This is a genomic window from Cytobacillus sp. ABV4_503 (assembly GCF_056158445.1).
In genome coordinates, this window is sequence record NZ_JBSWTH010000001.1 from 4,485,882 (window position 1) to 4,512,509 (window position 26,628).

The 26,628-nt window shown below is 40.2% G+C and carries 19 protein-coding genes and 1 riboswitch; of the genes, 5 read left to right on the forward strand and 14 right to left on the reverse strand.

What is annotated here, in order from left to right; genetic code table 11:
* Window positions 1–106 precede the first annotated feature (106 nt).
* The 7 genes from ACXAD1_RS22495 to ACXAD1_RS22525 all read right to left on the reverse strand — a co-directional run bounded on the left by ACXAD1_RS22495 (window position 107) and on the right by ACXAD1_RS22525 (window position 7,654).
* Window positions 107–1,456: an ABC transporter substrate-binding protein gene (locus tag ACXAD1_RS22495; protein ID WP_474911069.1), complete on the reverse strand. Its 1,350-nt coding sequence runs from the start codon at window positions 1,454–1,456 to the stop codon at window positions 107–109.
* Window positions 1,457–1,535: 79 nt separating this feature from the next.
* Window positions 1,536–3,050 (reverse strand): xylulokinase, encoded by a 1,515-nt coding sequence (xylB, locus tag ACXAD1_RS22500; RefSeq protein WP_474911070.1) that lies wholly within the window; start codon window positions 3,048–3,050, stop codon window positions 1,536–1,538.
* A complete protein-coding gene (locus tag ACXAD1_RS22505) occupies window positions 3,047–4,084 on the reverse strand; it encodes a zinc-dependent alcohol dehydrogenase (RefSeq protein ID WP_474911071.1) in 1,038 nt (345 codons plus the stop codon). Before ACXAD1_RS22505 ends, xylB begins: the two co-directional genes overlap by 4 nt.
* 37 nt (window positions 4,085–4,121) lie before the next feature.
* Complete coding sequence (locus ACXAD1_RS22510) at window positions 4,122–5,564, reverse strand: FAD-binding oxidoreductase (RefSeq protein WP_474911072.1); 1,443 nt, start codon at window positions 5,562–5,564, stop codon at window positions 4,122–4,124.
* Window positions 5,565–5,657: 93 nt separating this feature from the next.
* Window positions 5,658–6,383 carry a GntR family transcriptional regulator gene (locus tag ACXAD1_RS22515; RefSeq protein WP_474911344.1) on the reverse strand — a complete coding sequence of 242 codons (726 nt, stop codon included), beginning with the start codon at window positions 6,381–6,383 and terminating at the stop codon, window positions 5,658–5,660.
* Between the two features lie 54 nt (window positions 6,384–6,437).
* Window positions 6,438–7,181, reverse strand: coding sequence for an SDR family NAD(P)-dependent oxidoreductase (locus ACXAD1_RS22520; RefSeq protein WP_474911073.1), 744 nt, complete (start codon window positions 7,179–7,181; stop codon window positions 6,438–6,440).
* A gap of 149 nt (window positions 7,182–7,330) precedes the next feature.
* Window positions 7,331–7,654, reverse strand: a complete 324-nt coding sequence (locus ACXAD1_RS22525) for an HAD hydrolase-like protein (protein ID WP_474911345.1) — start codon at window positions 7,652–7,654, stop codon at window positions 7,331–7,333.
* A gap of 128 nt (window positions 7,655–7,782) precedes the next feature.
* Here ACXAD1_RS22525 and ACXAD1_RS22530 point away from each other — a divergent pair, with 128 nt between their 5' ends.
* From ACXAD1_RS22530 to ACXAD1_RS22540, 3 genes are all read left to right on the forward strand, one after another.
* Entirely contained in the window at window positions 7,783–8,373 is a 591-nt protein-coding gene (locus ACXAD1_RS22530; RefSeq protein ID WP_474911074.1) for a helix-turn-helix domain-containing protein, read from the forward strand.
* 282 nt (window positions 8,374–8,655) lie between these two features.
* Window positions 8,656–10,194, forward strand: a complete 1,539-nt coding sequence (locus tag ACXAD1_RS22535; RefSeq protein WP_474911075.1) for a Na+/H+ antiporter NhaC family protein — start codon at window positions 8,656–8,658, stop codon at window positions 10,192–10,194.
* A gap of 17 nt (window positions 10,195–10,211) precedes the next feature.
* Window positions 10,212–11,639 (forward strand): amidohydrolase family protein, encoded by a 1,428-nt coding sequence (locus ACXAD1_RS22540; RefSeq protein WP_474911076.1) that lies wholly within the window; start codon window positions 10,212–10,214, stop codon window positions 11,637–11,639.
* Between the two features lie 728 nt (window positions 11,640–12,367).
* Here the strand turns inward: ACXAD1_RS22540 and ACXAD1_RS22545 are convergent.
* Complete coding sequence (locus tag ACXAD1_RS22545) at window positions 12,368–13,489, reverse strand: hypothetical protein (RefSeq protein WP_474911077.1); 1,122 nt, start codon at window positions 13,487–13,489, stop codon at window positions 12,368–12,370.
* Between the two features lie 345 nt (window positions 13,490–13,834).
* On the reverse strand, window positions 13,835–16,519 hold the full coding sequence (locus ACXAD1_RS22550; protein ID WP_474911078.1) for an S-layer protein: 2,685 nt from the start codon (window positions 16,517–16,519) through the stop codon (window positions 13,835–13,837).
* Window positions 16,520–17,213: 694 nt separating this feature from the next.
* Between ACXAD1_RS22550 and ACXAD1_RS22555 the strand changes: the two genes are divergently transcribed.
* Window positions 17,214–18,794 (forward strand): C39 family peptidase, encoded by a 1,581-nt coding sequence (locus ACXAD1_RS22555; RefSeq protein ID WP_474911079.1) that lies wholly within the window; start codon window positions 17,214–17,216, stop codon window positions 18,792–18,794.
* 47 nt (window positions 18,795–18,841) lie between these two features.
* Here ACXAD1_RS22555 and ACXAD1_RS22560 read toward each other — a convergent pair whose 3' ends face one another.
* From ACXAD1_RS22560 to ACXAD1_RS22575, 4 genes are all read right to left on the reverse strand, one after another.
* Window positions 18,842–21,052 (reverse strand): cell surface protein, encoded by a 2,211-nt coding sequence (locus ACXAD1_RS22560; RefSeq protein WP_474911080.1) that lies wholly within the window; start codon window positions 21,050–21,052, stop codon window positions 18,842–18,844.
* A 121-nt stretch (window positions 21,053–21,173) separates the two neighbouring features.
* The gene (locus ACXAD1_RS22565) at window positions 21,174–22,556 is read right to left on the reverse strand and encodes a S41 family peptidase (RefSeq protein WP_474911081.1); all 1,383 of its coding nucleotides are present in this window, start codon (window positions 22,554–22,556) and stop codon (window positions 21,174–21,176) included.
* Between the two features lie 104 nt (window positions 22,557–22,660).
* Window positions 22,661–23,497 carry a hypothetical protein gene (locus tag ACXAD1_RS22570; RefSeq protein WP_474911082.1) on the reverse strand — a complete coding sequence of 279 codons (837 nt, stop codon included), beginning with the start codon at window positions 23,495–23,497 and terminating at the stop codon, window positions 22,661–22,663.
* 307 nt (window positions 23,498–23,804) lie between these two features.
* Window positions 23,805–24,809: a hypothetical protein gene (locus ACXAD1_RS22575; RefSeq protein ID WP_474911083.1), complete on the reverse strand. Its 1,005-nt coding sequence runs from the start codon at window positions 24,807–24,809 to the stop codon at window positions 23,805–23,807.
* A gap of 251 nt (window positions 24,810–25,060) precedes the next feature.
* Between ACXAD1_RS22575 and tagU the strand changes: the two genes are divergently transcribed.
* Window positions 25,061–25,987: a polyisoprenyl-teichoic acid--peptidoglycan teichoic acid transferase TagU gene (gene tagU / locus ACXAD1_RS22580; RefSeq protein ID WP_474911084.1), complete on the forward strand. Its 927-nt coding sequence runs from the start codon at window positions 25,061–25,063 to the stop codon at window positions 25,985–25,987.
* Between the two features lie 120 nt (window positions 25,988–26,107).
* Here tagU and ACXAD1_RS22585 read toward each other — a convergent pair whose 3' ends face one another.
* A complete protein-coding gene (locus ACXAD1_RS22585) occupies window positions 26,108–26,338 on the reverse strand; it encodes a hypothetical protein (protein WP_206840506.1) in 231 nt (76 codons plus the stop codon).
* 151 nt (window positions 26,339–26,489) lie between these two features.
* Window positions 26,490–26,573: riboswitch (cyclic di-GMP riboswitch) on the reverse strand.
* Window positions 26,574–26,628 lie beyond the last annotated feature (55 nt).

Consider the following 26,628-nt stretch of genomic DNA (forward strand, 5'->3'; position numbering starts at 1 on the left):
AGGAGTACCAGGGGAATATCTCGTTTTGAAAGCTTCCTTTCGATCTTAATCGCCTCCTATTCATAGAGGAGTCAGGCAGATCTCGAGAATCTGCCTGACTTAAACTCTATTTCTCTCCAACTAACTTTCTAATCTCATCTGCAATTTCTTCCACTGCCTTTTCAGGGTCCTCGTTATTTAACGTGACTTTTTGGAATAACTTTGGAATTAAGAATGCTTCAAACACTTTACCTGGACGGGCATCCGTTTCAGGTCCATCTGAATCGATAGAGTGCAGTTCCGCATTTTTCAAAATTTCATATTGAGGCTCCACGCCCGTTTCCCAATACTTTGTAATAATTGGATCGGAACGCCATTCTTCACTGTTATAAATAGACTCTTGAGCCGGGAAGTAATGAACTCCATCGGTGTGCAAGAAATCATTCAGCTTTTCTTTATAGAACCATTCCACAAAATTCTTCGTTTCATCTGTATGATCCGTCTTCAATACTGCCATGGAATCATAGCCTAGAGAAGCAGCTACACCGTTACCATCCTTCATCGGGATCCCAAACACTTCAAATTTATCTGCTAAGCTTGGATTTTTCGTTTCTAAAATATCAACCAATCTTCCGGAGTAAAAGGTCATGCCTACCTGCTCAGAAATAAAGGCTTCTGTCATTTCGGCATAGGAAGCGCTTGTCGCCTCTGCCGGCATGTACGGGTGAAGTTCCTTCAATAGGTTAAGAGATTCAACCACCCTTGGCTTCATTTCATCTGAATCAAGAATGACCTTCCAATTGTCATCAAAAATTCGGACGTTATTGGCCCACAATAAGCTGCTTGTAATCCAATTTGTCGCCCCATCGGAGGATAATGGCATAATCAAACCGTATTTATTATTCTCTTTATCCGTTAATGCTTTCGCAACGTTAACAAATTCGTCCCATGTTTTTGGAACGGATAATCCCTTTTCCTGTAACCAGTCTGTTCGAACGTATCCATATGCTAAGTTATAATCATATGGAATCCAGTACGTTTTTCCTTTAATCGGGAATAAGATATGCCCGTTGTAGAAGTCTTCCTTACCGCCAAGGTTTTTAATGATATCGTCCACTTCAGCTAACTTTCCTTGTTCCTCCAGGATTGATATATGTCCAATGAAACCGGTCAAAAACGCGCTATATTGGGCTGAAGTTCCGTAGCTGGCATTTATTTTTGTAAAAATATCCGCTAATGGAACTGCTTCCACTTCCACTTTGACGCCAAATTCCTTCCCGTACTCTTCCCCTGCTTTTTGCAGAACTTCCATTGTTTCTGGTCCTGTTTCTACGGAAGCAATCCGAATGATGGTGTTGCCTTCCTTCCCTGTTTCCGTTTTTGTTTCCGTTGGCTTCGCCGAGCTGCCTAAACACCCTGAAAGGATCCCCGCTACTAAACTACCTACTAAGAATAAAAGAAACCATGTTTTCCTCATTAATTTTCCACTCCCCTTTATATAGAATGCCTGTGTAAAGGCGAATTCCTAATATTACAACCTCTCTCCCGATAAATATCTAGGAACTAAATTGTGAGAGTCTGTGTGACAATTCATATGTCCGTGAATGTAATTCTTGGTAAATGGAAAATAACTCCTCATACCCCCCTATATTTTTCTCGTTAGGCACCAGGCTATATATAACACTTTCAGTAGCCTGAGCGGCTTCTTTTAAATCAGCAAACCAGCCAATTCCTGTGGCGGCAACCAAGGCGGCTCCAAAGGAAGCGTCACTGCTGGACGGAACCTCTAATTCCATGTTTAAGATATCAGCAATAATCTGCACCCATTCCCTACCTTTACTTCCTCCCCCAATAATCCTTAATTTTTTTAAGTGTTTATTAGGAAATTGCAAACTGCAATCCTTCAGAGAAAAACCAACTCCCTCCAAGACAGCTCTTGCAAAATGGCTTCTGGAATGGCGGGCTGTACAGCCAAAAAAGCTTCCTCTTAAGTATGGATCCCAATGCGGAGATCGCTCGCCATTTAAGTAAGGGTGAAAAATTAACCCCTCTGACCCCGGCTTGATTAATTCAACTTGTTTCATAATCTCAGGATAAATCGATGGAGCCTTCATGATTTCCTCAAACTCTTGAAAAAAGCTTTCTTTAAACCAACGGAACGAAGCGGCAGCAAAATTGGTCGCGCTATTTTGGTAGAATAAGTTATCGACAAGATGATGATAGGTAGTTAGTTTTTCATTCTTGGTAACCGTATCAGTAACCAGACAAAAGTTTCCGGCTGTTGCCAGCTTGACAACACCATCACCATCCTTGATGGTGCCGCATCCATAAACTTCAGCAGCGGTATCCGCCGTGCCGGCAATGATTCTTGTCTTTTCCGAAAGCCCAAGCAATTTCGCAATATTAGGCGAAATGGTTCCACATTCATCAATAGGCGATAAAACCGGCGGGAATGCGCTTTCATTTAAGTCAACTAGTGAAAGTAAAAATTCTGACCATTCCTGTTTTTCAATATCATATAAAAGCGTACCTTCCGCCTCGATATAATCTGTAGCCATCTGGCTGGAAAAACGGTAACGGACATAATCCTTCATAAAGAGGATTTTGTCGATCTTTCCATACTGGTAAGGCTCATACTGTTTCAGCCATAATAGATGGCTGAGCGTCCAGGTCGGATTTGGTGCATTATAAGTAAGTTCAAATATTTTCTTTCCATATAGCTCTCTCAGTTGTTGGGACTGTTCCCCGGAACGCTGGTCATTCCACATTATGGCCGGACGGATTACCTGACGATCCTTATCAAGTAAAACCGCCACATGATGTGGGGCAGTAAAGCTAAGCGCCTTAATATTCTTCCTTCCATACGGGCCTAATTTCTCCGTTGCTTTGGATATCGCCTCAAAGGCCGCCTTGATCCACGTTTCAGGTTCCTGTTCCACCCACTTAGGATGGGGATAAAGAGAGGGATATGGGACATAAGCTTCTGAAAAAATGGTTCCATCAGATTTAAGACAGGTGACCTTACATCCGCCTGAGCCATGGTCAATTCCTAAAACGTATTGTTCACTCATACCTTCTCATCCTCATCTGAAATTGAAATGAGAATCTTGATAACATTCTCGCCGTTGTCAATCGCTTCAAACCCTTGCTGAATTGCCCCATCCAGCGGAACTACCTTGCTAATGAGGCTGCTCAGATCCAGCTCCCCGGACGAAAGCAATTCAATGGCTTGATCATAATCTTCTTTCATATAGACCCTTGTTCCGACAAGCTGCAATTCTTTTGCGATAATGCGATACACATCAAAATCGGAATTCTTCTTAGGAAGACCGGTTATCACAACGATTCCCTTTGTGCGGGCGGCTTCAATACAGGCAACCATCCCATTGTTGGTGCCTGTTGCTTCGATGGAAACATCCACACCCCGGCCATGGGTTATTTCATTAATTTGTTCAAGGAAATTCTCCTCTGTTGGGTTCAACACCTCAAACCCCAATTGATTGGCAACCTGAATTCGATACGGACTTATTTCTGAGATGAGTACTTTTGCCCCTCTTTGTTGGGCGGTCAGTGCGGTAATAATTCCAATTGGACCGCCGCCAACCACTAATACCGTTTGGCCGGCTGCTATTTTTCCTTTTTCCACGGCATGGACACACACCGCAAGCGGTTCGATTAAGGCTCCGTCCTGCATCGAAATGGTATCACCCAGCCGGTAAACCTTTGACTCCGGAACTTTAATATATTCGGCAAATGCCCCATCGCTATCAATGCCAATTAGGTTAAAAGCAATCGTGCAAAGGTTATAATCTCCTCTTTGGCAGCTGTCGCATTCGCCGCAGGAGGTAATCGGCTCAACCGTTACTCTGTCCCCTTTTTGAAAGCTGGAAGAAGCTCCAGCTTCGCAAACAGTTCCTGAAAATTCATGGCCTAAAATGACAGAAGGCTTTGTCCGTTTGGTCATCCCGCCATGATAGGCAAGCATATCGGTCCCGCAAATCCCTGCATAGTTTACTTTAATCAGCACTTCCCCCGGCCCGATTTCAGGTATGCTTCGTTCTTTAACGGCTAATTCATTGGGGCCAACATAGCATAAGGCTTTCATAACTCCACTCCTTTTACTAAACTATTAATCAGCCAGTTTACCAAATTCCAAATCCTAACTTTCCTGGGTTCATGATCCCTTTAGGGTCGATGCCTTTTTTAATATTTAATAAAACATCAAACATATCGCCATAAAGCTCCGGCATGAGATATCCAAGCTTAAAGCCTATTCCATGATGCTCATTTAAAAGTGCTCCATTTTCTAGATTAACCCGTGAACAATCCGCCCAAATTTGGTTATGCAAACGGAATAATTCCCTAGAGTCCTCTGGAGGCTTGGCAATATAGAATCGGTCATAAATCATCGTTCCCCATGGATACCAATGAGAAAAATGGGCCATATATTCTGCGTTATATTTCTTATACTTTTCCTCCACCAGCCGTTTTTTCTCATCGTAAAGCTTGTGGATTTTGTCATAGGTCGTGATGGTTTCTACGGTTCCATATAAAAGTGGATATGACGGCTGAAGCGGCGGGCGGTAGAAATCATAGCGGGTATTCCACCAGTATAATCCCGGCTCTTCCCCTAAATCAGTCCCTCCATTTTCGAGGCAGATTTCCAACACCTTTTTCATCTGTTCATTAGCGATGCCTTTAAATCCATCCACCATGAGTACCATATTGACACCGTCTGCATCCATTCCGGTTCCCTTTAACGATTTTTTTGTGGAGCCTGGATCATACAGCCGGATGACGGCAGGGTTTAATCGGTTAATCATGATTTGCCGTCCTGCTTCAATTCCATCGTGAATTTCATTAAATTTTATCATTCGGAATAATCGTGCTTCCGGTAATGGATCCAAGCGGATGCGTATCTTCGTAATCACCCCAAGTGTCCCTTCTGAACCAACAAATAGCTGCAGCAAGCCCGGCCCGGAGGCATGATTGGGAACAGGCAGGGTTTCAACTACTTTTCCATCTGGCAGGACAACTTCCACAGATAGAACCATGTCCTCCGCTTTACCATATTTAGTGGACATGACCCCAGAGCCTCTTGCGGCAAGATACCCTCCCAAGGTAGCCATATCCACCGAGGATGGGTAATGGGCAAGCATGAATCCATGTTTATTAAGTTTATTTTCCAGGACACGTCCATTGATTCCCGGCTGGGCCGTTAAAACTAACGACTCTTCATCTATGTCGATAATTTTGTCCATCCGAGTGACATCAAGCACGATTCCTCCATACATAGTGGCTGCGCCGCCCTGGGTTCCTGATCCTCCACCTCTTGGGACAACCGGCACCTTATAGGTGTTACAGATTCTCATCACCTTTGAGACTTCTTCGGTCGTTTCCGGCCTTACGATAAAGCAAGGCATCGGCAGTTCTTCATTCTTTTGTTTCCACATATAGGTCAGCCAATATTGGTCAATCGCCAAATCCTTTTGGGCATCATTCACCACGTCTACTACATTTTCCGGACCTGCTGCATCCTCAAGCTCTGATCGGAACATCTCCCGAGCATACCCTTTTAAGTTCAAAGTAAAATTCCCCTTTCTATTTACCTTTTTGTATTGGTTCGACAGATTTACCGGCGCTTTCCCGAAAAATATGATTCTATTATTAAAACTGGATTATTCACTGGAAAGACTGATAGTATAGGAGAATTTATCTCCCCGAAAATAGGAGTGTAAAAGTTCAACTGGATTTCCATCATGAAGGTAGGAAATTCTTTCAAAAGAGAAGTAGGGAATACTATCTGATATACCCAGCGTGACTGCTATCTGGTCATTCATGACAGCTTCCATATGTTGTTCGGCTTTTTTAATGGGCTTGTTGATATTTTCTAAGTAGGAGTAAAACGATTGATGTTCTAGATCGACTGAGGCTAAATCCGGAACCAGATATTCAGGTATGACTAGCTCTTGAAACCCATAAGGAATATCATCAATATACCTGATCCGCTTGATGGAGAAGACTCTGTTTATTTTCCGGATGGCTAACTTTTGGCACTCTTTATCTGTTGGGGATCTTTTTTGGAATTCTAATAGTTTTGATCTGGGGTGAAGGCCAATTTCGAGCATATCCTGATGAAACCCAGTAATTTTATTTAGGCTGCGCTTTAATTTTACATTTCCAACAAACGCTCCTTTACCTTGAACGCGGTAAACTAACCCATCATTCACTAACTCGGTTACAGCATTTCTGGCCGTCATACGAGAGACACCATACTTGACGACAATTTCATCCTCGGTTGGAATTTTTTCATCCTGTTTATAATGGCCGCTGACGATTTGGCTTCGAATGTCCTGTGATATTTGAATATAAATTGGCACTTGAGTTTTAGCAAAGGTTTTCATTTTTTCCACATCGTAAACCCTTTCATTTTGGTTTTTGTCAGGCGTAATCACTTCTTACTGCGCAGTAAATCCTCCATCCACCATTAAATTTGCTCCACAAACAAAAGAAGAATCATCACTTGCTAAAAATAAGATAGCTTTTGCTATCTCCTCCGGTTGACCTAAGCGGCCAATTGGGTGTAATCGGATAAGCTCCTCCATCGCTTCAGGAGATTTGTTTCGTATTAAGTCGGTATCAATATAACCTGGACAAACGGCATTTACTCGTATCCCTTTACTTGCATACGTTACTCCCAGGGTTCTAGTTAAATTGGCCACCCCGCCTTTTGAAGCGGTATAGGAAGTGACCTCATTTCTGCCAATATGGCCAAGCATGGATGCTGTATTTACAATGACCCCGTATCCTTGAAACAGCATTTGTTCGATGGCATATTTGTTAGTTAAAAATACACCGGTCAAATTCACATCAATGGTGCGATTCCAGGTTTCGAGAGAGAGATTATGTATAGGAATGGTTTCTGCAATACCGGCATTTGCAATCATAATATCGAGCTTCCCAAAAGTATCTACAGCTGCTTTGACTAGACCCTTAACAGACTCTTCCTTAGTGACATCCACTTTTATAAACGCAGCTTTATGCCCTTTAGCAGCAAGTTCATCCGCAGCCATTTGACCTTTTTCAACATCAAGATCCGCAACAACGACTGCAGCTCCTTCTTCAGCGAATAGCTGGCAAACGGATTTTCCTATTCCTTTTGCCCCGCCTGTTACGATGGCAACCCTTCCTAGTAACTTCATCCGTCCCTCCTCCTTTAATTATTGTATATACAACTATACATATAATAATACCATAATTCTGAAAATTCAACCTATTTTTTTACGAAATATTTTTGGGCGACTTTATTGATAAAAGTAAAAGGCCGGCTCCACAGGGAAGCCGGCCGCCATTATGCACTTACAACTACATCAAAGATCCGTTCTAGTTCGCAGTCTGTTATGACTCTATTGATACGATCTCTGTCAGAGGATGAAGCTAAAGCAATGCTAATGCCTTGATTTTTTAGGTTATCGATTAGAGTTCGAACACCAGGAAAAAGGATTTCTTTAAAATGAAATTTCTTTGACTGAAAGAAACCGTGCCGGAAATGTATTAGTTCTTCTATCGTTTGTGGTAGTTTGCAATGTTCTTTAATAAGCGTCCATTTACGTTTCGCCCTTCCACCAATTAACTGAGCTCTTATTTCTTCTGGAACAGTATAAGGAGATATTATGCCTTTTTAACAACAAGTTGGGTTTATAGTTATATGAAGACCTGTGATATACTGAAGAAAAGTGATAATATTCTAAAAATAAATATCACAAAGGATATAAACTTTAATTGCATCCAGGGGGATCCTAAATGATAAATGATATAAATCAATCTGAACTTCCAGTCGGAATAATTGGAGGGAAAATTCGCTCTAAAAGGAAAACTCTTCAGTTAACTGTCGATGAAGTTGCAGAAAGAATTGGTTTAAGTCAGAGTATGGTTTCTCAAATAGAAAGAGGAAAAGCAAAACCTTCTCTAGATACATTGTGGAAGTTAAGTATTTTATTTGATGTTCCTCTCTCCTTCTTTTTTGAAGGCATTGAAAAGCAATCCGTTATTGTTTCCAGGCGCGAAGAGCAGGAAATACTCAAAATGAGGCATAAAAATGTTCAGTACAGAGTGCTGGCCCCTCTCACAGGACGGAAGATAGAATTTTTTGAGATTACAGTCGATCCAGATAAGGGAGAAGAGCTCCAACTATATCCGCATAAGGGAGAAGAAGGCGGAATGGTCATTAAGGGAGAGTTAGAAGTTATTATTGGGACTCAGAGGTATCTGTTGAAACAAGGAGACAGTATTTATTTTGACAGTTCGAATCCTCATGCTTTTCGGAACCCAGGAGACAGTCAAACAGTTGCAATTTGGACAGGAACTCCCTGGGAACCCATAAACAAGAGTTAAAAAAGAAGGCCGCTGGTAATTCAGCAGCCTTCTTTTTTGTATTTAATTTAATCGCATATCAGTATTTAAATACCGAAAAAAATTACATTCATTAATAAAAATATAAATGTGGTTAATAATTTTATTGATTTTGATATTGCTAATGCCTTATATTGGGTATAGATTTATATTTTTGAATTTTCAGTATTATAAAAAGGGGGCGGATATATAGAAGGCCAAATAAATTCAACTAATCTAGGATGAACACGTTTGTCAATTAGTCTTAATAAAGGGGGAACATTTATGGAATTTGGTGCTTTGTCACTTTTACCGCCATTAGTTGCAATTGGAATTGCTTTATTAACCAGACAGACAATTTTATCATTATTTATTGGTGTTTGGGTTGGTGCCACCATTATTAACTCCTGGAATCCCTTTTCCGGATTTGCTAAAAGTATCTCTGATTATATGATTCCCTCCATTGCGGATCCCTGGAATGCCGGACTCTTAATATTAGTCAGCTTAGCAGGAGGATTTATTCATATCCTAAGAGTGACTGGAGCAGCACAGGCTTTTGCTCAAGTTGCTACTAGAAAGATAAACACTCGAAGAAAAGCACAAAATCTAACATGGGGGAGCGCATTTTTATTTTCCTACACAGAGCCCGTTCTAATCTTGGGTACGATTATGAGGCCATTAACAGATAAGTTGAGTGTTTCCCGAGTTAAACTAGCATATATATTAGACTCAATGGGTTCTCCCCTTGCATCTATGTCCCCTATCAGCAGTTATGGACCTTTCATAACAGGGCTTATTGCAACACAAATCACTGCTCTAAGCTTATCAGACAATCCATGGACATTATTTATTCAGATGATTCCTTATAATCTATATGGGCTATTTGCAATGATCGGTGTTTTATATGTTATCAATACTGGACTAGATATTGGCCCTATGTATCATGCTGAAAAAAGGGCTTTTGAAACCGGGAAAGTCTTAGGGGAAAATGACAAACCATTGGTTGCTACTAAGGAGTCGGAGAGATTCCCAGAGGGCCATACATTTAAATTTCATCAATTTTTAGTTCCAATGCTTCTCCTGTTTATTACCATATTCACTGTGATTTTCTGGACCGGAAATATATTTGAAAATGGTTTTAGAGGCGCTTTTATTAATGCAAATATTGTTTTAGCCATTTCATGTGGATTTTTAGTGGGTTCGATTGGAGCAGGTCTATTTTCTGTGGTATACAAACTCCACACAATTAAATCTGCCTTTGATGAATTCACTCAGGGAATAATTAATTTAATGATTGTTCCAATAATTCTTGTTCTAGCATGGTCCATCGGAAAAATTGCAGGACAGATGGAACTGGGAGCATATATGTCTTTAATTGTCGGAGACTACCTTCCTTCGTTTATTGTTCCAGCTTTAATCTTTTTACTCGGATCCCTAATCGCTTTTGCAACAGGAAGCTCCTGGGGAGTATTTGCGATTATGATGCCTATTGCAATCCCTATGGCTGTGACTATGGACATTGAAATACCACTTGTTATTGGAGCTGTTATTAGTGGCGGATTATTCGGTGACCATTGTTCACCAATTTCCGATACAACAATCCTAGCTTCAACAGGTGCGGCTTGTGATCACATAGAACACGTAAGAACTCAGCTGCCTTATGCAATATTAATAGCAGTTTGTACATTCTTAGGCTTCTTAGTAGCCGGTGCAACAGCTGGATGGATGGGATTTATTACAACAGCAGCTGCAACATTTATTGCTCTCTATTTACTTAATAAAAAAGCTAAGCGCTCCCAAAGTCCATTAAATTTAAATATGTAGGTAAGGAGAGAAGCAGATTGAAAGTTGATCTTATTATACAAAATGCACATATACTCACAATGGAAGGAAAAGGTGTAGGATATTTAGAAAACAGTTCCATTGCAATTAACGGAAACCTTATTCAAGAGATTGGAAATGCTGATGATATAAAAAGAAACTACAAGGCTGATAGGATAATAGATGCCACTAATAAACTGGTGGTGCCCGGGTTTATAGATGCGCATATCCATACAGGGATTGCCATATTCAGAGGGGTAGCACAGGACATGTCAAATTGGATGCAAAAAGGACTATGGCCGTTTATGAAGCATCTAAAACCGGAAGAAAGTGTTAAAGGATCCATGGTAAACATTATTGAAGGCATAAAGTCTGGAACCACAACTTTTTGTGATTACGATGGAAGAATGGACCTGATTGTTGAAAATTACAAAAAAATCGGTGCCAGAGCGCGAATTGCGGAACTGGTAAATGAAATTCCTGATAATGTTGGAGATATACCTGTTGGAGAACTTTATCCATTTAATCCATCTATCGGGAATACTAAACTTAAAAGAAATCTTGAATTATTTGAAAAGCATCACGAGAGTGAGAATGGCAGAATTACAGCAATATTAGGACCCCACGGCCCTGATATGATGAGTTTGGAACTGCTAAATGAAATCAAAGAGTATGGAGAAAAACTCGATACTAAACTTCATATGCACGTTGCTCAAGGGGACAGAGAAGTTGACCAAATGATGAAACGGTATGGCAAAAGATCAGTCGACTTCCTTGAAGAATACGGTTTCTTGAGCAAAAGGTTAATTGCCGTCCATTTAACGGAAGCAACAAATGAAGAAACTAAGAGGATTGCCAGAAGCGGTGCTGGGATGGTTTACTGTGCTGGCAGTATTGGGATTATTGATGGACTCGTTCCCCCGGCTTACCTCTTCTCTCAGTCAGGCGGGATAGCTTGCTTAGGCTCTGACCAAGCTCCAGGCAATAATTGTAACAATATGATAAATGAAATGAAATTTGCTGCAATCTTAAATAAAGTAAAGCTCGCGGATCCAAGAGTATTTAATGCAACCATGGCCTTAAGAATGGCAACTATTGAAGCAGCTAAAGTAATGGGAATTGACCATGAAGTCGGCTCAATTCGCAAAGGAAAAAAGGCAGACATGATTATTATTAATTTACAGGATCCCTCTTTCTTCCCTATCTACACAAAACCGATTAGAAATATTGTTCCAAATTTAGTCTATTCAGCAAGGGGACATGAAGTTGAAACTTCCATTATTGATGGACAAATTATTATGGAGAATAGAGACATCTTAGCCATTGATGAAACCACTGCTATTTCTGAAGCACAAAAGGCAGCAGACCAAATAGCAATCAGAGCTGAAAAGGATATATTAAAAGCAGAAAGTGACATATTAACAATGGTGAATGAAGAATTGCTATAAAACATGAGGAGCCTCGAACTTCATGAGGTTCCTTGAACTTTAGTTAGAAAGTAAAGTGAAATGTATTAGTGGCGATATTCCGGTTTCATCCTATATCTGTTTTCATTAATTTCCTCTTTAACTGAAAAGTGCACTGTGTGCCCAACCTGGGATTATTTTTATGTTTAAAATCACACGACACCAGCTACAGTATCAAACTTAACTAAACAGCCGCACCTCCAAAGTCGAATATATCATATTGCAGTGGTTGCTGTTTTAATACATATAGAGATTAGGTTTTCATAAACGTAAATGCTTCTTAATATCTTCACCGTGACGATTTTTACTGAATCTCCAATTTTTAGTAGGGATAAGTGTCTATATTCCAAACAACAATTCTTTTGTTGGGAATAATAGCAGATTACCTGAGAAACAAAAAACATTTGAGCAGGTAATTTTTAATGGGTTTACTACTTATTATCGCTTTCTTTTTTTCAACAGCAATATTTGCATACGGAAAAGTGCTTGATTTGGAAAAACTTGTGATTGCAATTTCTTTAGCTCGGTTATCAAAAGAAGTAAATGTAACGTTAGTGTGTTTAAAGCACCGGTAGTTGTATTTGAAATTAATGTAGATTCTTTAACAGCTTTGTAGAACTTAACAACAACTTGAGTAGCGTTAATCGCACAAAAGTAACAAAAAAATCCGAGTTTCATCCATAGAAAAAATAAAATTCGATTTGCTTGTGTTAAGGTTTTGAACTTTTATCATTTTCTCTTTCAACAAAATAACTATCAGTCTTTACTTGTTCAAGTTCCCAGCCTTCGTTTGAAATATAAATAACTCCTTCATGTTCAGCAACAATTATCCCTCTAATGGTCTTTGCTTTGTCATTTAAGTCTTTAACACTAATTAAATCAAATTGAAATTCGCTTTCCGGTGTAAAGGACCTAATAATTTTTGCTGTTGCAGTAGAAACTCTTGGAGTCATAATATAAGCACCTAACAGCATTATAATTATAAACACCAATGCTCCCTTATGTGTTTTGGGATTAAATAGTATAACCAGTATGTCTAAGATAAAGTTATTAATAGAATTATTTTCACTAGGAGCATTCCCTGGAATGTCTTTTTCCTTAAACTTTTTTCTAAAAAGGTACGAGAGAACAATGCTGACAATAAGTGGCATACCTATTATGATTAAAGCCTTTATTAAATCGGTTTGTTCTTTAAGAATTTCCAATTTAGTAATACTAATTAGGATAGCTAATGCAAAAAAGGTATATGGGAAAATAAAAATAAAGTTCCAGTATTTATTATAAGGTAACCGTGAAAACAATGTCCCAATACTGAATAGAGCAACATTTAACCATATTAATATCCACTCTTCAGAAAGATTAGGATAAAAGAACATAATATAAATTATTATTGATACAAGACCAAAGATTGAACCACTATAGGTTTTAAACGGTGATTTGATACCTTGCACAAAAAATAATATCATTACTCCGATAAATAAAGGAATTACCCATATTGCACCGAAATGCAAAACGTTTTTAATAGTTATTTCTTTAGAGAAAAACACAGTCATCATGAGATGAAAGATAACTAAACACAATACTGCTAGGAATTTAAACGTTAATTCTTTTTCCTTCAAGAACTTTAAGGAATAGATTATTAGCGTAACGGATAATGAAATCATTAAATAGGTAAATGTCATTGTATTTACATCAAACGGTACAAATCTTCTAAAAACCTCAAAGTTTGAAAAAGAATTATTTATCTCGCCTCCAAAATAATAACCAATTAAAAAACTGTAAGTTGTTAAAAATGAGAGAGTAGAAAAGATAGCAAGTGCCAGAGTAATCAATCCTAATTTCCGTTTAAAAGTTAAAGAGAATCCAATCGCCTCTTCAGCTACTCCCTTTACATGATGATTAATATAAATTACCTCCCTGAATATGTTATCTAACTATATTTTCGGTTAATTTCTAATAAAATCAATAACTCTAGTAATATAGACTGTAAAAAATGAGGAAAGTCTATACAATTGTCTAATATTGTAATATCGGAAAGTATTAGGGGGAATAATGCTATGACAGGTCAAGGGACCTGGCCCCTCACGTCCTTTTTATCCTTATCCCTTATGATTTAGCATTCAGAAAAAAAGAGTTATCGCTTAGGCGATAACTCTTTTAATTCCCTTTATATTGAATTACTTCTGAACATTTACAGATGTAAATGTTAAAGTATTTCCACTTAGGTCTTCAACATCTAAACCGCTTGCTGGAGTCACAGTGATTGCTTTAGCATACTCGTCAGTAGTTAGGTTTCTGTCGAAAGTTAATGTATAAGTTTTTCCACCATCAGTTCCGTTTTCAGAAACAGTAATAGCAGAAGCTGCAAATGAAGTTACATCTACACCGTCAACCTTAACCACAAAGTCATCTGCAACTTCACCAGTTGAACCGATAACATTAACTACATCTTCACTAAATGTTAATGTTACTGTGTTTGCCGCTGTTAGTTTAGCAGTAAATGTTGGTTTAACATTTTCAGTTAGATATTCAGTAGTATGATAATCATCCATAACTACTCCAGTATCAGCTTTCACACCGCTAATTGTTACATTTCTTAAGCCTGTCACACCAACATTATTAGATAATGTTAATTCAACAGTTGCCGATGAAGCACCATTAGAAGTTAATACAGCTGAAGAAACTACTGCACCTTCAACACGATAGTTTGCAGCATTTGTTGCAGAAGCTCCATCTAGTTTTTTATCAAATGTAACTGTTAATTTGTTAGGAGCAGTTACTGTGATACCATTTGATGCAACTAATGGAGAAGCTTCAGCAGCATCAACTGTAGTATCTACAGCAGGCTTAGATGAATCTGTGTTGCTACCTCTTGTAAATGATACTTGCTTAGAAACGCTGTCTCTACCATTTAAGTCTAGAACTAGACCTGTCGGTAAAGTAACTGTGTAAGCACCATCTGTCAAAGCAGTAATATCAAGCTTAACAGAGTTAGAAACTCCATTTACAGGATTATAAAGTGAGAAGTTACCTGCTGATGTTGTAATTGAAGCATTGTTTGTTACATAATCCTTAACATAAGTACCTGTAATAGCTTTAGCGTTTACAGTTGTTACGTTTTCATTGAATGTAACAATTAGGTGCTCTACACCATTGATCTTTTCAACACGAGTAGTTGCAACAGTCGGATCTACAGTATCAACTGAGAAATTAACAATTTTAACAGTAGAAGTTCCAGGATTTCCACTCTTATCACCAAATGAAGAAACTGTTACGTTTTGAAGACCTGTTAATCTAGTATCTAAAGTAACAATGTATTTTGTAGGATCAGTAGAATCCTTGATGTAACCAGTTACATTTGCACCTGGTACTGATACTGTCGGATTAGCATTTAATTGTTCAGAAAACTTAACTTCTAAACGGTTGTTAGCAACAGCAGTAACGTTTGTAACAGTTGGTGCAGTCTGATCAGATGTAGATAATTTTACAGTTGCTGTAACAGGGTTTGGAGAAACTAAGTTACCAGCATAGTCTACAGCACCTACGATTGTAGTAACGATGTCTTTATCTTTATCTGCTGCATTAACACCACTTAGATCTACTTCGATATTTCCATCAGCATTTAAAGAAGCTGTAGGAGCTGAACCAGTAAACGCTACTCCATCCGCACGAGCAAAAGTAACTGAACCTTCACCTTTAAGTTGTTCACTGAATTCAATAACAGCTGTAGTGCTGTCAGTATAAGATACTTTTGAAATAGTTGGGCGTACAGTATCTTTTACTGTTAAGACACTTGAATAAGCAGTTAGAGCTTCATCTTTAGTAGATTCAACTTCTTTTTTAACTAAAATAGTATACTGACCGTTAAAGAACTCCGCACCAGCAGCTGTAAGAGTTAATGTCTTACCATCTGCACTAAGGTCAGCTAAAACATTTGCATCAGTAACAACTTCTGCAGTACCCACTTCTTGAATAAGAACGTTCGTGCTATTTAGGGTATCAGGAGTACCGGCGTTTACCACAGTACTTTCTTTGATTGCCTTGTTGAATTTAATTTCAATAGTTTTAGCGTTAATCGCACTTACACTCTCAACTGCAGGAGCAAGTTTAGCTTCGTAAGCAGCTTTAACTTCAGATACTTGAGTTAATAGAGCAGCACCAAAGTCAGTATCTTTATCAAGCTTAGCAACGTAGTCAGCTACGTGATCCATAGCTTTTTTAGCATCTTCTAGTTTGCCTTCAGCAACTAGATCTTCAGCCTTGTCATAGTACATTTTTACAGATACTTCGTTTGTGATGCTGTCGCGAGTATCTTGAGCTTCTACTTTGAACGCGTCAACTAGAAGGTTACGTGCAGTTTGTCCATATACACGGTGAAGAATTACTGTACGAGTTTTTAGTTCGTAAGAAATTTCATGGTATAGCTCTTCAGCTTTATCCCACTCTTTTCCTTCTAAAGCAGCTTCTAGAGCTTCTTTCTTGTCTTCAAGAGCAGTTGCATAGTTGAATGCATCAATGTAAGTCACAACGCGCTTAGCGATGTACTCGTTATATGTAGCATCTAATTGTGCAAGGTAAGCTTCTTTGTGCTCTCCGCCAGCTTTTGTTACAAGAGCCTTAGCGTTCTTGTATGCAGCTTTTGCAGCGTTGTACTCTTTGTAAACGTCTGCGATTGGAGCAAACTCACCATTTGCAGTTACATCACTGTATGTGTGGTATGCAACCTTCATTTGTGTTACAGCTTTACTTACTTCAACAGCAACATTGCTTGCAGCGTCAGTTTGAGCTGGAGCAGCAGCAACGAATGCAGATGCAGCAACCGCGGATGCAGCAGCTAGTTTGATAGCTTTCTTTTTAGCCATGTTTCGTCTTTCTCCCTTCAATTATAAAAAGTAGTACAATGATCGCCAGGCTTTTACACCTGTTTTTAAGCTTTTCGGCTAATGCTAATCATTGCCTAGCAAACTTAACGAGAATTATACTAATCTTTTATGGAAATATCAACCTATATGTCTATTTCCTTCTAAAAAATTAGTAGAATTGTGTCAGAGGACTATATAACTGGTTTAATTACCAGCGCCTCTCACATTTCCTATAATAATACATTTTTAGAGGAAATTCTAGGGTTTTCTTGTGTTTATTTGCAAATATATGTTAGTAATAATTTCCTCAAAAACCACAATTAGCAATAAAATCACACTTTAAGATTATATCCTCAGAGACTATAAATATGTCATTTTTATTTTAAAATGGTCACAAAACCTTTAGTATCAAGCTTTACCACTATAATTTAGTCACTTTTTTGTAACATAAATGACTCATTAATAATTCTGATTTTTCTCTCATGATATATTAGACCTACTTTTATGTTATTTTGATTATTTTAAGGTAAATTTTAACTTACACAGGCTGAAAAGACACAGTTTGACTCAGTTTATTTTTCTGAAATTTGAATACATATGCATTTATTCCTTATTTTAAAAAAGAAATAAAGACTAACCCAAATTAAGGTAGAATAATATTTGTCTGATGAACCATAAGGAGGGTTATGTTCTTTTGAAGTCAAAGTGGTATTTTATTAGTTTTCTATTTATCCTCTTCATCTGTGCTGGTACAGGGGAAGCTTCTGCTAAAACACTTGTGGATGCACCGCATATCAGGCAGATGCCTGAGCTGCCGAGAGGGTGTGAGGTAACGAGCCTGGCCATGCTGTTGGAAAGCCAGGGTGTCAATGCACCTAAAATGACGCTTGCCAAAGAGGTTCGCAAGGTGCCATTTAAGCAGAATGGCCTTCACGGCAATCCGTATGACGGGTTTGTCGGCAATATGTATACATACAGCCAGCCTGGGCTTGGCGTTTATCATGGACCGATCTATGATCTGGCCAGCAAATATCTGCCTGGCAGAGTGGTAAATCTGACTGGATCCAATGCCAGCGCTATTTATCGGGCTCTGGATAATGGCAGTCCTGTTTGGGTTATTACAAACACACTGTTCAAGCCGCTCTCCAGCAGCTACTTCCAGACGTGGCAGACATCAAGCGGGCCGCTTCGCATTACATATAAAGAGCATTCCGTATTAGTAACAGGCTATGACAGCCAATATGTCTATATTAATGATCCTCTTTACTACGGAAAGCATCGAAAGGTGTCACGCAAGCATTTTGAGGGATCATGGGTCCAAATGGGGCGGCAGGCCATCTCCGTTGTGCCGAAAACGAATTGGGATGCGGAGTTAATTCCAGGACAGACTGGAAAGCTGACAGTGCTTAAGCCGATTACACTTTGGAACCGGACAAGCAGCGGACTATCCGCAGCAAAAGTGCTCCAGCCATTGGAAGGGTTAAAGGTTTGCGGATATGACAGCAAGCATGGCGGGCAGTATAAAATCTGCAGCGGCGGTTATGTCACAAACATGAGCGGGTATATCCGCTACGAGACCCCATCATCTGCTGTATTGAATAAAGCCAACATTGGCTTTGCCGAACGGGATTTAAAAACGGCGATTTCTTATGCAGGCAGTCTTAAATGGGAAATTCATATTGATTACCGGAAGGATAAATATCCGGGAAAAGTGACGGATTACCCGAACATGACATACTTTAACGGTACGAAAAAGTATATGAATTCCGCTCAGACAGCCATTAACCGCATTTCTGACACGGCGAAGAAAAATGAATTGCAGGCGTCCCTTAATGCGAATGTCGTCCTTCATTATAAACGGGCACAAGGGTATATTGATGCTGTCACATCAGGAAAGAAGCTGCTGGCAATGACGAATGAACTTCAGAACACCATGAGTGCTGATCCGCTGTCCGATGCAGGAGAAGGCCTATTCCATAAGCTTTCCTATGAAATTAAAAAGAATGCCGTGCTTCTTTACAGAGTTTATGGGCAATCAACCAGAGAAGCCATCCTGGCTGCTTATAAGGCACCAGCTGAAAAGGAAATTGAAAAACACCGATTTGCGATTACCGCCAAAATGAAAATCGACGAGCTCGAACTATTGAGCAAACAGCCGATTTCTGATGAGGAATATAATACTAGAGTCGCAGAAATAGAAAATCTGGTCAGCCAGATTCCTGATGCTTCTGTAAAAGCTGTTTACTTGGAAAGAATAGCAGAATTCAAGAAATAGGAAATGGCCGGACACTCGCAATGAGAGTCCGGCCATTTTTTACTATTCTATTGTGTACTTAATACCCACGCACTTCCATTAAAAGCAGCTTTAACAGATCCGGCGAGCTTATTCCCTGCCTTATCAAATAATTCCTCATCTTTATAAAGGACTGTATCATTTGCTGTCGTTCCTTCTGTTACAAAAGACCACTTATGCTGCTCGGCATTGACAGATGCGGATTTCAGCGTTCCTGTTCCTGTGTAGGTAAACAGGGCGTTGGCCTGAGTCTGGTCAAGCTCTGCGCTCTGGATGGCGGTAAGCTTTCCAGCAGAGTCTTTATAGTAAAGAGCTTCAGATGCTGTAATCACAGGTGCGCCTGCAGTTCCCGAAACCGTTAATACTGGTACTGTTTTATCAATTTCAAACTTAAGAACACTCTTGTTTCCTGCAAAATCTGTTGCGGTTACCTCATAAACTCCTTCATCTGTTAAAGGTGTGGCTAAGGTATATCCTGCTATTGCTGCACCATTTTTGGCAGCAGTAACTGAGGCTACATCCGCTGCCTTCGTGGATACAGTTACAGCCTGATTGACAGCAGATTGATCTGCAGCTCCCTCTAAAACAGGAGCCGTTTTATCAAGTGCAACCGGGATGGATTTCACAATGCCGTTTATTTTCACAATCAGTGATGCTGTATCACCGTCTTTACCGGTAACGGTAATGTTTTCACCGCTGGCTGTGAAGACTGATTCCTGGCTGGTAAACAGCTGAGCATTGACATTTTTCAAATCCGCTTCATTGCCGTATTGATCCTTTGCTGTGAAGTAACCAGCGTCGATTAAGGCATCAAAATTGGTGTTTCCGCTCAATAGAATCCTAGTTTTTCCGGAAGCCAGTCCAAATTCTGCCACAGCAGAAGCGGATTTCACTTCGATTGGAAGCTTATACTCCATTTCATTCCATGTCACGATTAAGTTAGCCTTACCCGGTGCCACTGGTGTAATTTTCCCGGAAGCATTTACGACGAACTTAGTTATATCTGAAGATTTAAAAGTAATGCCAGGGAACTGGCTTAGCTCTAGCTTTTCCCCTTCATCATCGCCGATGATATCTCCATTAAATGTCATCGCCATAGCTGGTGTGAACTGGTAGGTTTGTCCTGTTACTGTATAGGCAGCATCCTTGCCTTCAGCATTTACAATTTTCCCTTCTTCCAGGCTGTAAAGCTGATTTCCATCCTTCACTTCGATCGTTTCTTCCAGGATCAATTCATTTGTCTCACGGTCAAACAGCTGGATTTTGACAGATCCCGTTTCTTTAAGGCCTTCTTTTGCATATGCCGGCGCCAGCGATCCAAGGTCTGTGAAGTATCCCTTGTCATCTTTAATAATAAATTCATTTTCCACACCATCGATGAACAGCTCATTTCCTTCACTGTCAAAGAAGCCAATCATATCGTAGGCAGTCATTCCAGGCAGGCCTGTTACATAAAAAGCATCATCATAAAATCCAATTTCCGCAACGTCTTCAAGGCCATCCGTGTAAGAAGCGATGATCTCTCTGTAACGGTCTTCAAGCAAGTCATAGAGTTCTTGATCTTCAACATACTCCAGCCACTCATTTACATTTTTATCGTGCTTTACCACCTGGTCAAAATCTTCTTTCTCCAGCGCTGCTTCATATCGATCCAGTTCAATATGAATGCTTACAGGGTAAAGCGCCTGGAACTTCGCATCCTCTGCAGGCGCTTTGTATGTATCAAGGATTGCCTGTCTTGTAGACTGTCCATACACTCGGTAAAGAATAATCGCCTGCTTCTTTATTTCATACGAAAGTTTATGATAAGCCGCTGTTGCTTCTGCCATTTTTCTTTCATCCAGGTATTTTTCCATTTCCGCTGTGCCTTTTAGAAGCTTCTTCCCGGAAGAGATGGCATCAATATAAGCGGCTGTGCGGTCGATATACAGCTTTACTGTATCCAGTCTGGCACTCAGCTGCACTTTTTGCTTTCCTGATAATTTATTGACTGCTGCTTTAGCTGCTGCGTAATCCTTCTTGGCTTTGTTGTATAAAGCCCATGGCTGTGTGACTGCATCTGCATCATAGTCTACCGAAGTTGCACGGATAAGAGGCACCTTATTCTGTTCTGCCTTTAATACCAGATTCTCGACTGCTGAAGCTGCCTCTGTCTGAGCCGGGTTAACAGCTGCTAAAGCTGAAGCTGCAATGGCTGCTGCCCCTGCCAATTTGACTGCTTTACTGATTTTTTTGCCCACTTGTTTATTCCACCTTTTCTATGAATTTGTTAATCTTCCAGAATCTTTAAATTCTGCCAGAATATCTTTATCATAATTTGAAATGTTGCTAATTTCATCATGATAATATTGGAAATTTTTATTATTTAACTGTTACTTCTAAGTAGATGCCTTCCTTCATCTTCCGGTCATTTTTTCCTGTCCAGTTTGGATGGATGATCAGCAGGTATTTCCCTTTTGAATCGAGAGGTTTCTGCGGAATGATTTTAATTGTTTTTTCATCGGTGATCTCCACCTCTATGTCTGCTTCACTGCCGCCAAGCTCGATCAGCTGAACATCGCCATTCTTTAAACCGTTCCATTGCATGCCGGCAGTCATTTTCACTGTGAAGGTCTTTGTTACTGGGACACCTTTTAACATTGGGAGCTTCCTGTATCCCTTTAACCCGCTTACCAGCTGATCACGGTGTGAGATGAACAGTTCATCGCCGGCAGCTGTTTCAATGTCCGGAGCAACGCCAATTTCATGTACCGGAGATCCCTTTGGAGAGAAAAATTTGGCGGTGGTCAGTTTGAGAACGCTCTGATCACTTAAGGTAAACAGTGATTGCATGGAGCCTTTCCCATATGTGTTCTGTCCATAAAGAACAGCTCCTTTTTGTTCCTTAACGGAAGCAGAGACCATTTCGGATGCACTTGCACTGTTTTCATTGATTAATATATGTACGGGAGAGGTGAAGCCCACTTGCTGCTGGATCGCATGATAAACCTGTGCGTGATTTCCTTTATACCTCAGCTGGAATGCTTTCGTTACTCCCGGAAAAAAGCCTGCCGTCTCCTGCGCTGCGGAAACATAACCGCCGCCATTATTGGTAATATCAAAGATCCAGCCATTTGCCGGTCCAAGCTTCTGGATGGCCGATGCAATATCCTTTGAAGCATTCATGGCAAAGCTGTTTAAACGGATATAGCCAATATTCCCTCCGAGCATTCGGGCCTCCACGTTTGGAAGCTGGATTACCTTTCGCGGAACGGTTATTGTGTGCAGGCTCCCTGTTTCACTATTGATATAAGTGAGCGTGACACTGGTATTTTCTTTTCCGCTTATCAGCGAAATTGCCGTCTGTACGGACTCACCTGAAAGGCTCGTTCCATCTGCCATCACCAGGATATCCCCTGGTTTCAGCCCGGCTGCTGCGGCAGGCCCCTCCGGTATTACGGACATGATTCGGATCCCGCTTTCGCTCTCCTCTAGAACCACGCCGATGCCAACCAGCTGCTGTTCAATGGCATTTGTAAAATCGGCAAACTCTTCAGCTGACATGTAAACCGAGTATAGATCAAGATAGCGGACCATTTCCTTAATCGATGGTTTTGCCAAGACCCAGTCCGGCAGCTCTTCCACGTAATACTCTTTGATGAGCTCCCTGGCTTCTTCCACCGGCTCTGCAGATGCTGATGCAGCAGTGATATTGAAGAATAGAATTAGAGCCATTAAAGCAGTATAGTATTTTTTTCTTAGCATGCTTGTCCGTCCTCTCTTTATCAAATTCTACTTATCTTATCGGATGAGAGGGCGGACTTTTGCAGTGAAAAAAGCCCTCTCAGAGGAGAAGGCCAATCAATTCATTATTGTAATTTGAACCACAATTCATCATCCCAGCCGCGGTTCCACACGATATAAGGATTGTCATTGGCATCAACGACAAACGGAACCCACCCTTCGGTCTGGCCGCCTTTATAAAGCTCCTGGAGTTCAGGGCTTGGCGGAACAATGCCGATGTAATGGTCATTCAGTGCGCCTTTTTGTGTTACCGTATCAAACATAGCCTGGCTGACCGCCCAGGAATCAAATGTTTTTCCTTCAAACTCAATTAATTTTATTTTGAATTTAGCAAGAATATATTTCTTTCCTGCAGGCGGAGGGGAGTTGAACATATTTGCCTGTTCAATCATCTGCCATGCCTGATTGGCATCCGTCACTGCTTCTGTCATGGTAATCTGGTATTTCTTTTTGCCATCCAGCCAGTCATTAACCGTCATGTCCCAGGTTACACCCACAGTTGTTGGGTTGCCCTTTTTCCCATAAGGGTTATGGATGCATTGAGCTGCTCTTAATTTTGTTTTGCTTGGCGTTTCATATTTCACCTTTGTGTCGCGGTCCACATAATAGCCGCCGCCCACACTGAGCTTCCCTGGCTTAAAGGCATAAATACGGTAAAACTCGCCTTTCTTCAAAGTGCGGGAAGGGACCTTTTTCTCTCCCTGAAGTTTGTATAGTGTGGTGTCTTTTAAAACCGTCAAACGGCCAATCTGGCCGGACTTTAATTCCACTCCGTCCCACCAGATCTTCTTCACACCTTTGTACTGATCGCAGAACGTATTGCTCTCGGCCGCACTTGCTGCAGGTGCTGTAAAGCCGAACAGCATTAAGAAAGATAGAATAACAGTCAACCATTTTTTCACTTTTTTGTACCATCCTTCCATTTTTATCAAAATTATTATACTGTAAATATTTAGGCGCAGGTAATATTAAGGTTATAGATTCGTAAAGTTGAGTATATAGTCTTGTTTTCATAATTTACTTTAATTGTTTTTAGTTAAAAATAACTATTTGCAGAATCACATTATCTATTTGCAAGTTTTCATTCCCTATTTGCAGGTACTGACACTTTATTTGCAAAAACCTAAGTTTATTTGCAGAATGCAGTTCTCTATTTGCATTGTTCACATTTACCCGCTAAAAAACTCTCCATATCGGAGAGCTGCTTTGCTAAATCTCAGTTATATCCAGTGTGTAAAAGTCCGGCCTCACCCAGGGATTTTCATCCGTTTTATAAAGGAGGACCGTGTATTCAAAGCCTTCAAACTCAAAGGTTACCATTCTTGTTTCCTCGTATTTAAGCGGTTCCTCAAGGAGGTAGAGTTCTTCCTGAAGATAGTCGGCCATGTCAAAAATCACAATCATTGTTTCCTGAAAACCGTCATCTGTGTTCAATCCTTCAATCATCGGGCCTTCAAAATAGTCTTCACTTATTAAGCTCAATTCAGAAGAAAGATTTACAATATCCGATTGCAGTGCCCTCATCGCATGCTCAGGGGTGATTTTTTCCAGCATGCTGTTGGCTTTATCCAGATAATTGATCATCAAGTAGATATCCACTTCATCCTTCGACATTTCCAGCTTTGCTTTGTCCACGAGATCTTTGACTGTTACAAAATAGGCGACCTTGCTTTTCAGCTGTTCAGCCGGAAGCTTGTATTTGGCCAAGATCGCTTCACGGGTGGTCTTGCCATATACTCTGTACAGGAGAATTGCCTGTTTGCGGATTTCATAGGATAGCTCATGGTACAGGTCATCCATGCGGATCATATAGATTTCTTCTTTAATCAGATACCTAAGCTCATTGGACAGCTTTTCGATTTTTTTGCCGCCATTCAGTGCGTCAATATAGGCAACGGCACGGTTGATGTGGAGCTTCACATTTTGGTCAAGACGGTACTGAAGCGCAGCTTTTCTTGAATCCTTTAATGAATTAATAGCTGTTTGCGCTGTACTGTGGGCAGTTTTTGTACTGTTGAACAATTTCATATCAGGCATTGCGAGTGTTTTATTGTATTCAACAGAAATTTGCCATTTTAGCGCTCCAGCCAATTTTTCTGCCTGGACCACCAGCTTTTCCGCCTGGCTGTATGTATAGGCGGCTTCTGTTTTTTGGAAAGGAAAAGCTGTAAAAAGTAAGATTACTATCATTATGGAGGCAAATATGCGTTTCACCCGTACACTCTCCTAGTGCAAATTATTTAATGCTCATGAATCAGAACCCCCGCTCAATAACCCTCCTCCTTTTAACTGAACTGATAATAAATTCCATTCGATTATATTCCCGGATCCCCTTAAATTCTATAGGTAAATAAAGACAAATCCATGCCCGAAAAACTCTTCCGGCAGCGGGACATTCAGAATAGTTCTTTTTCATTATAAGTATGATATTATCGAGCTAGGAATTTTTAATTGGGGTGAAATCATTGGCTGGAAAAAAGGGACGGAAGAAGTGGACGCTTGCTGCAGTACTGATTTTTATCTTATTGCTATTGGGTGCAGGGGCGTACGCATTTTATGTATATAACTCTCTGACTTCTGCAGTTGATACGATGCAGGAGCCGATTCAGCGGGAGAAATCCGGGAAGCGTGAAGAAACGATCACCTTAAAAGAAAGAGAGCCGTTTTCGGTCCTACTGCTTGGAGTGGACGAGCGCCAGGGAGACAAAGGCCGATCCGACACGATGATTGTGCTGACTGTTAATCCCGATCTGAAATCTGTAAAAATGCTAAGCATCCCCAGGGATACCCGAACCGGCATTATCGGACACGGAACAGAAGATAAAATAAATCATGCCTATGCTTTTGGCGATGTCGAGATGGCCATCAATACAGTAGAAGATTTTTTAGATATCCCGATTGATTACTACATTAAAATGAATATGGCTGGCTTTAAGGATATTGTGGATGCTGTCAATGGGATAGATGTAACTAACGAAACAGACTTTAACATGGGGAAGTTCCATTTTAACGAGGGAAGCATTCACCTTAATGGAAGCGAAGCATTATCTTATGTGCGGATGAGAAAGGATGACCCGAATGGTGATTTTGGCCGCCAGCAAAGACAGCGGCAGGTAATCCAGGGTGTTATCAACAAAGGGGCGAGCTTCAGCTCCCTGACTCGTTTTGATGACATCTTCGCAGCGCTGGGCAAAAACGTCAAAACTGATATTACCTTTAATGAAATGATGGATATTCAAAAGAATTATAAAGACACAAGAAATAACATTCAGCAGCTGACCATAGAAGGCGATGGCCAGTATATCGGAGACATCTGGTATCTGATTGTGCCTGATGATGAAAGGCAGCGGGTTCAAGGTGAACTGAAGGGACATTTAGGATTACCGCAATAAATAATCAACAGTGCATTCCTGATAGGAGATGCACTGTTTTTTGATTGAAAACATGCAGGGAGGGATTGTTCTGCAGAAGCTTTCAGGAAGATAAAACTGGAGCGTTAGAAGTAAACCTCATTACACAGCGGCTGCCTTTCCCCGTGTCATCCTGCCACATGCTTCAGAAAGGTTCTTCAGGCATTCCTGCCTTAATCTTTCATGGCAAGAGAAGTCATACAGCAATTCATTTTCAAGCTTGGATGTAATCATTTTCAGCTTTTCACGTTTAGACTTCTTTAAGCGATTATTTGCCAGATACGCTTTAATCTCCTTTTCAAAGTATTCCACCGTTCCAAATATTACACTCAATAAATTCTCCTCCTATTATTAGATTTTTCAGTCATTATTCCGTTTCCCTATCTAAACATTAACAAACCTCTAAACAGAAAGAGGCCTGCCAAAGGGCAGACCTGATGCTTGGTTACAATGAGTTTGAGATCTATTTATAGCTCCCAATTACACCTGCAACCCGACTATCATAGTCCATGACCTTAGACTCGTGGCTTTGCGTCCTTACTTTTCAATAAGTTTGCCGATTATCCAGTTTTGTTACTTTAATAATAAGACTTTTATTCTAGTTAATTCAATATTTTTTATTA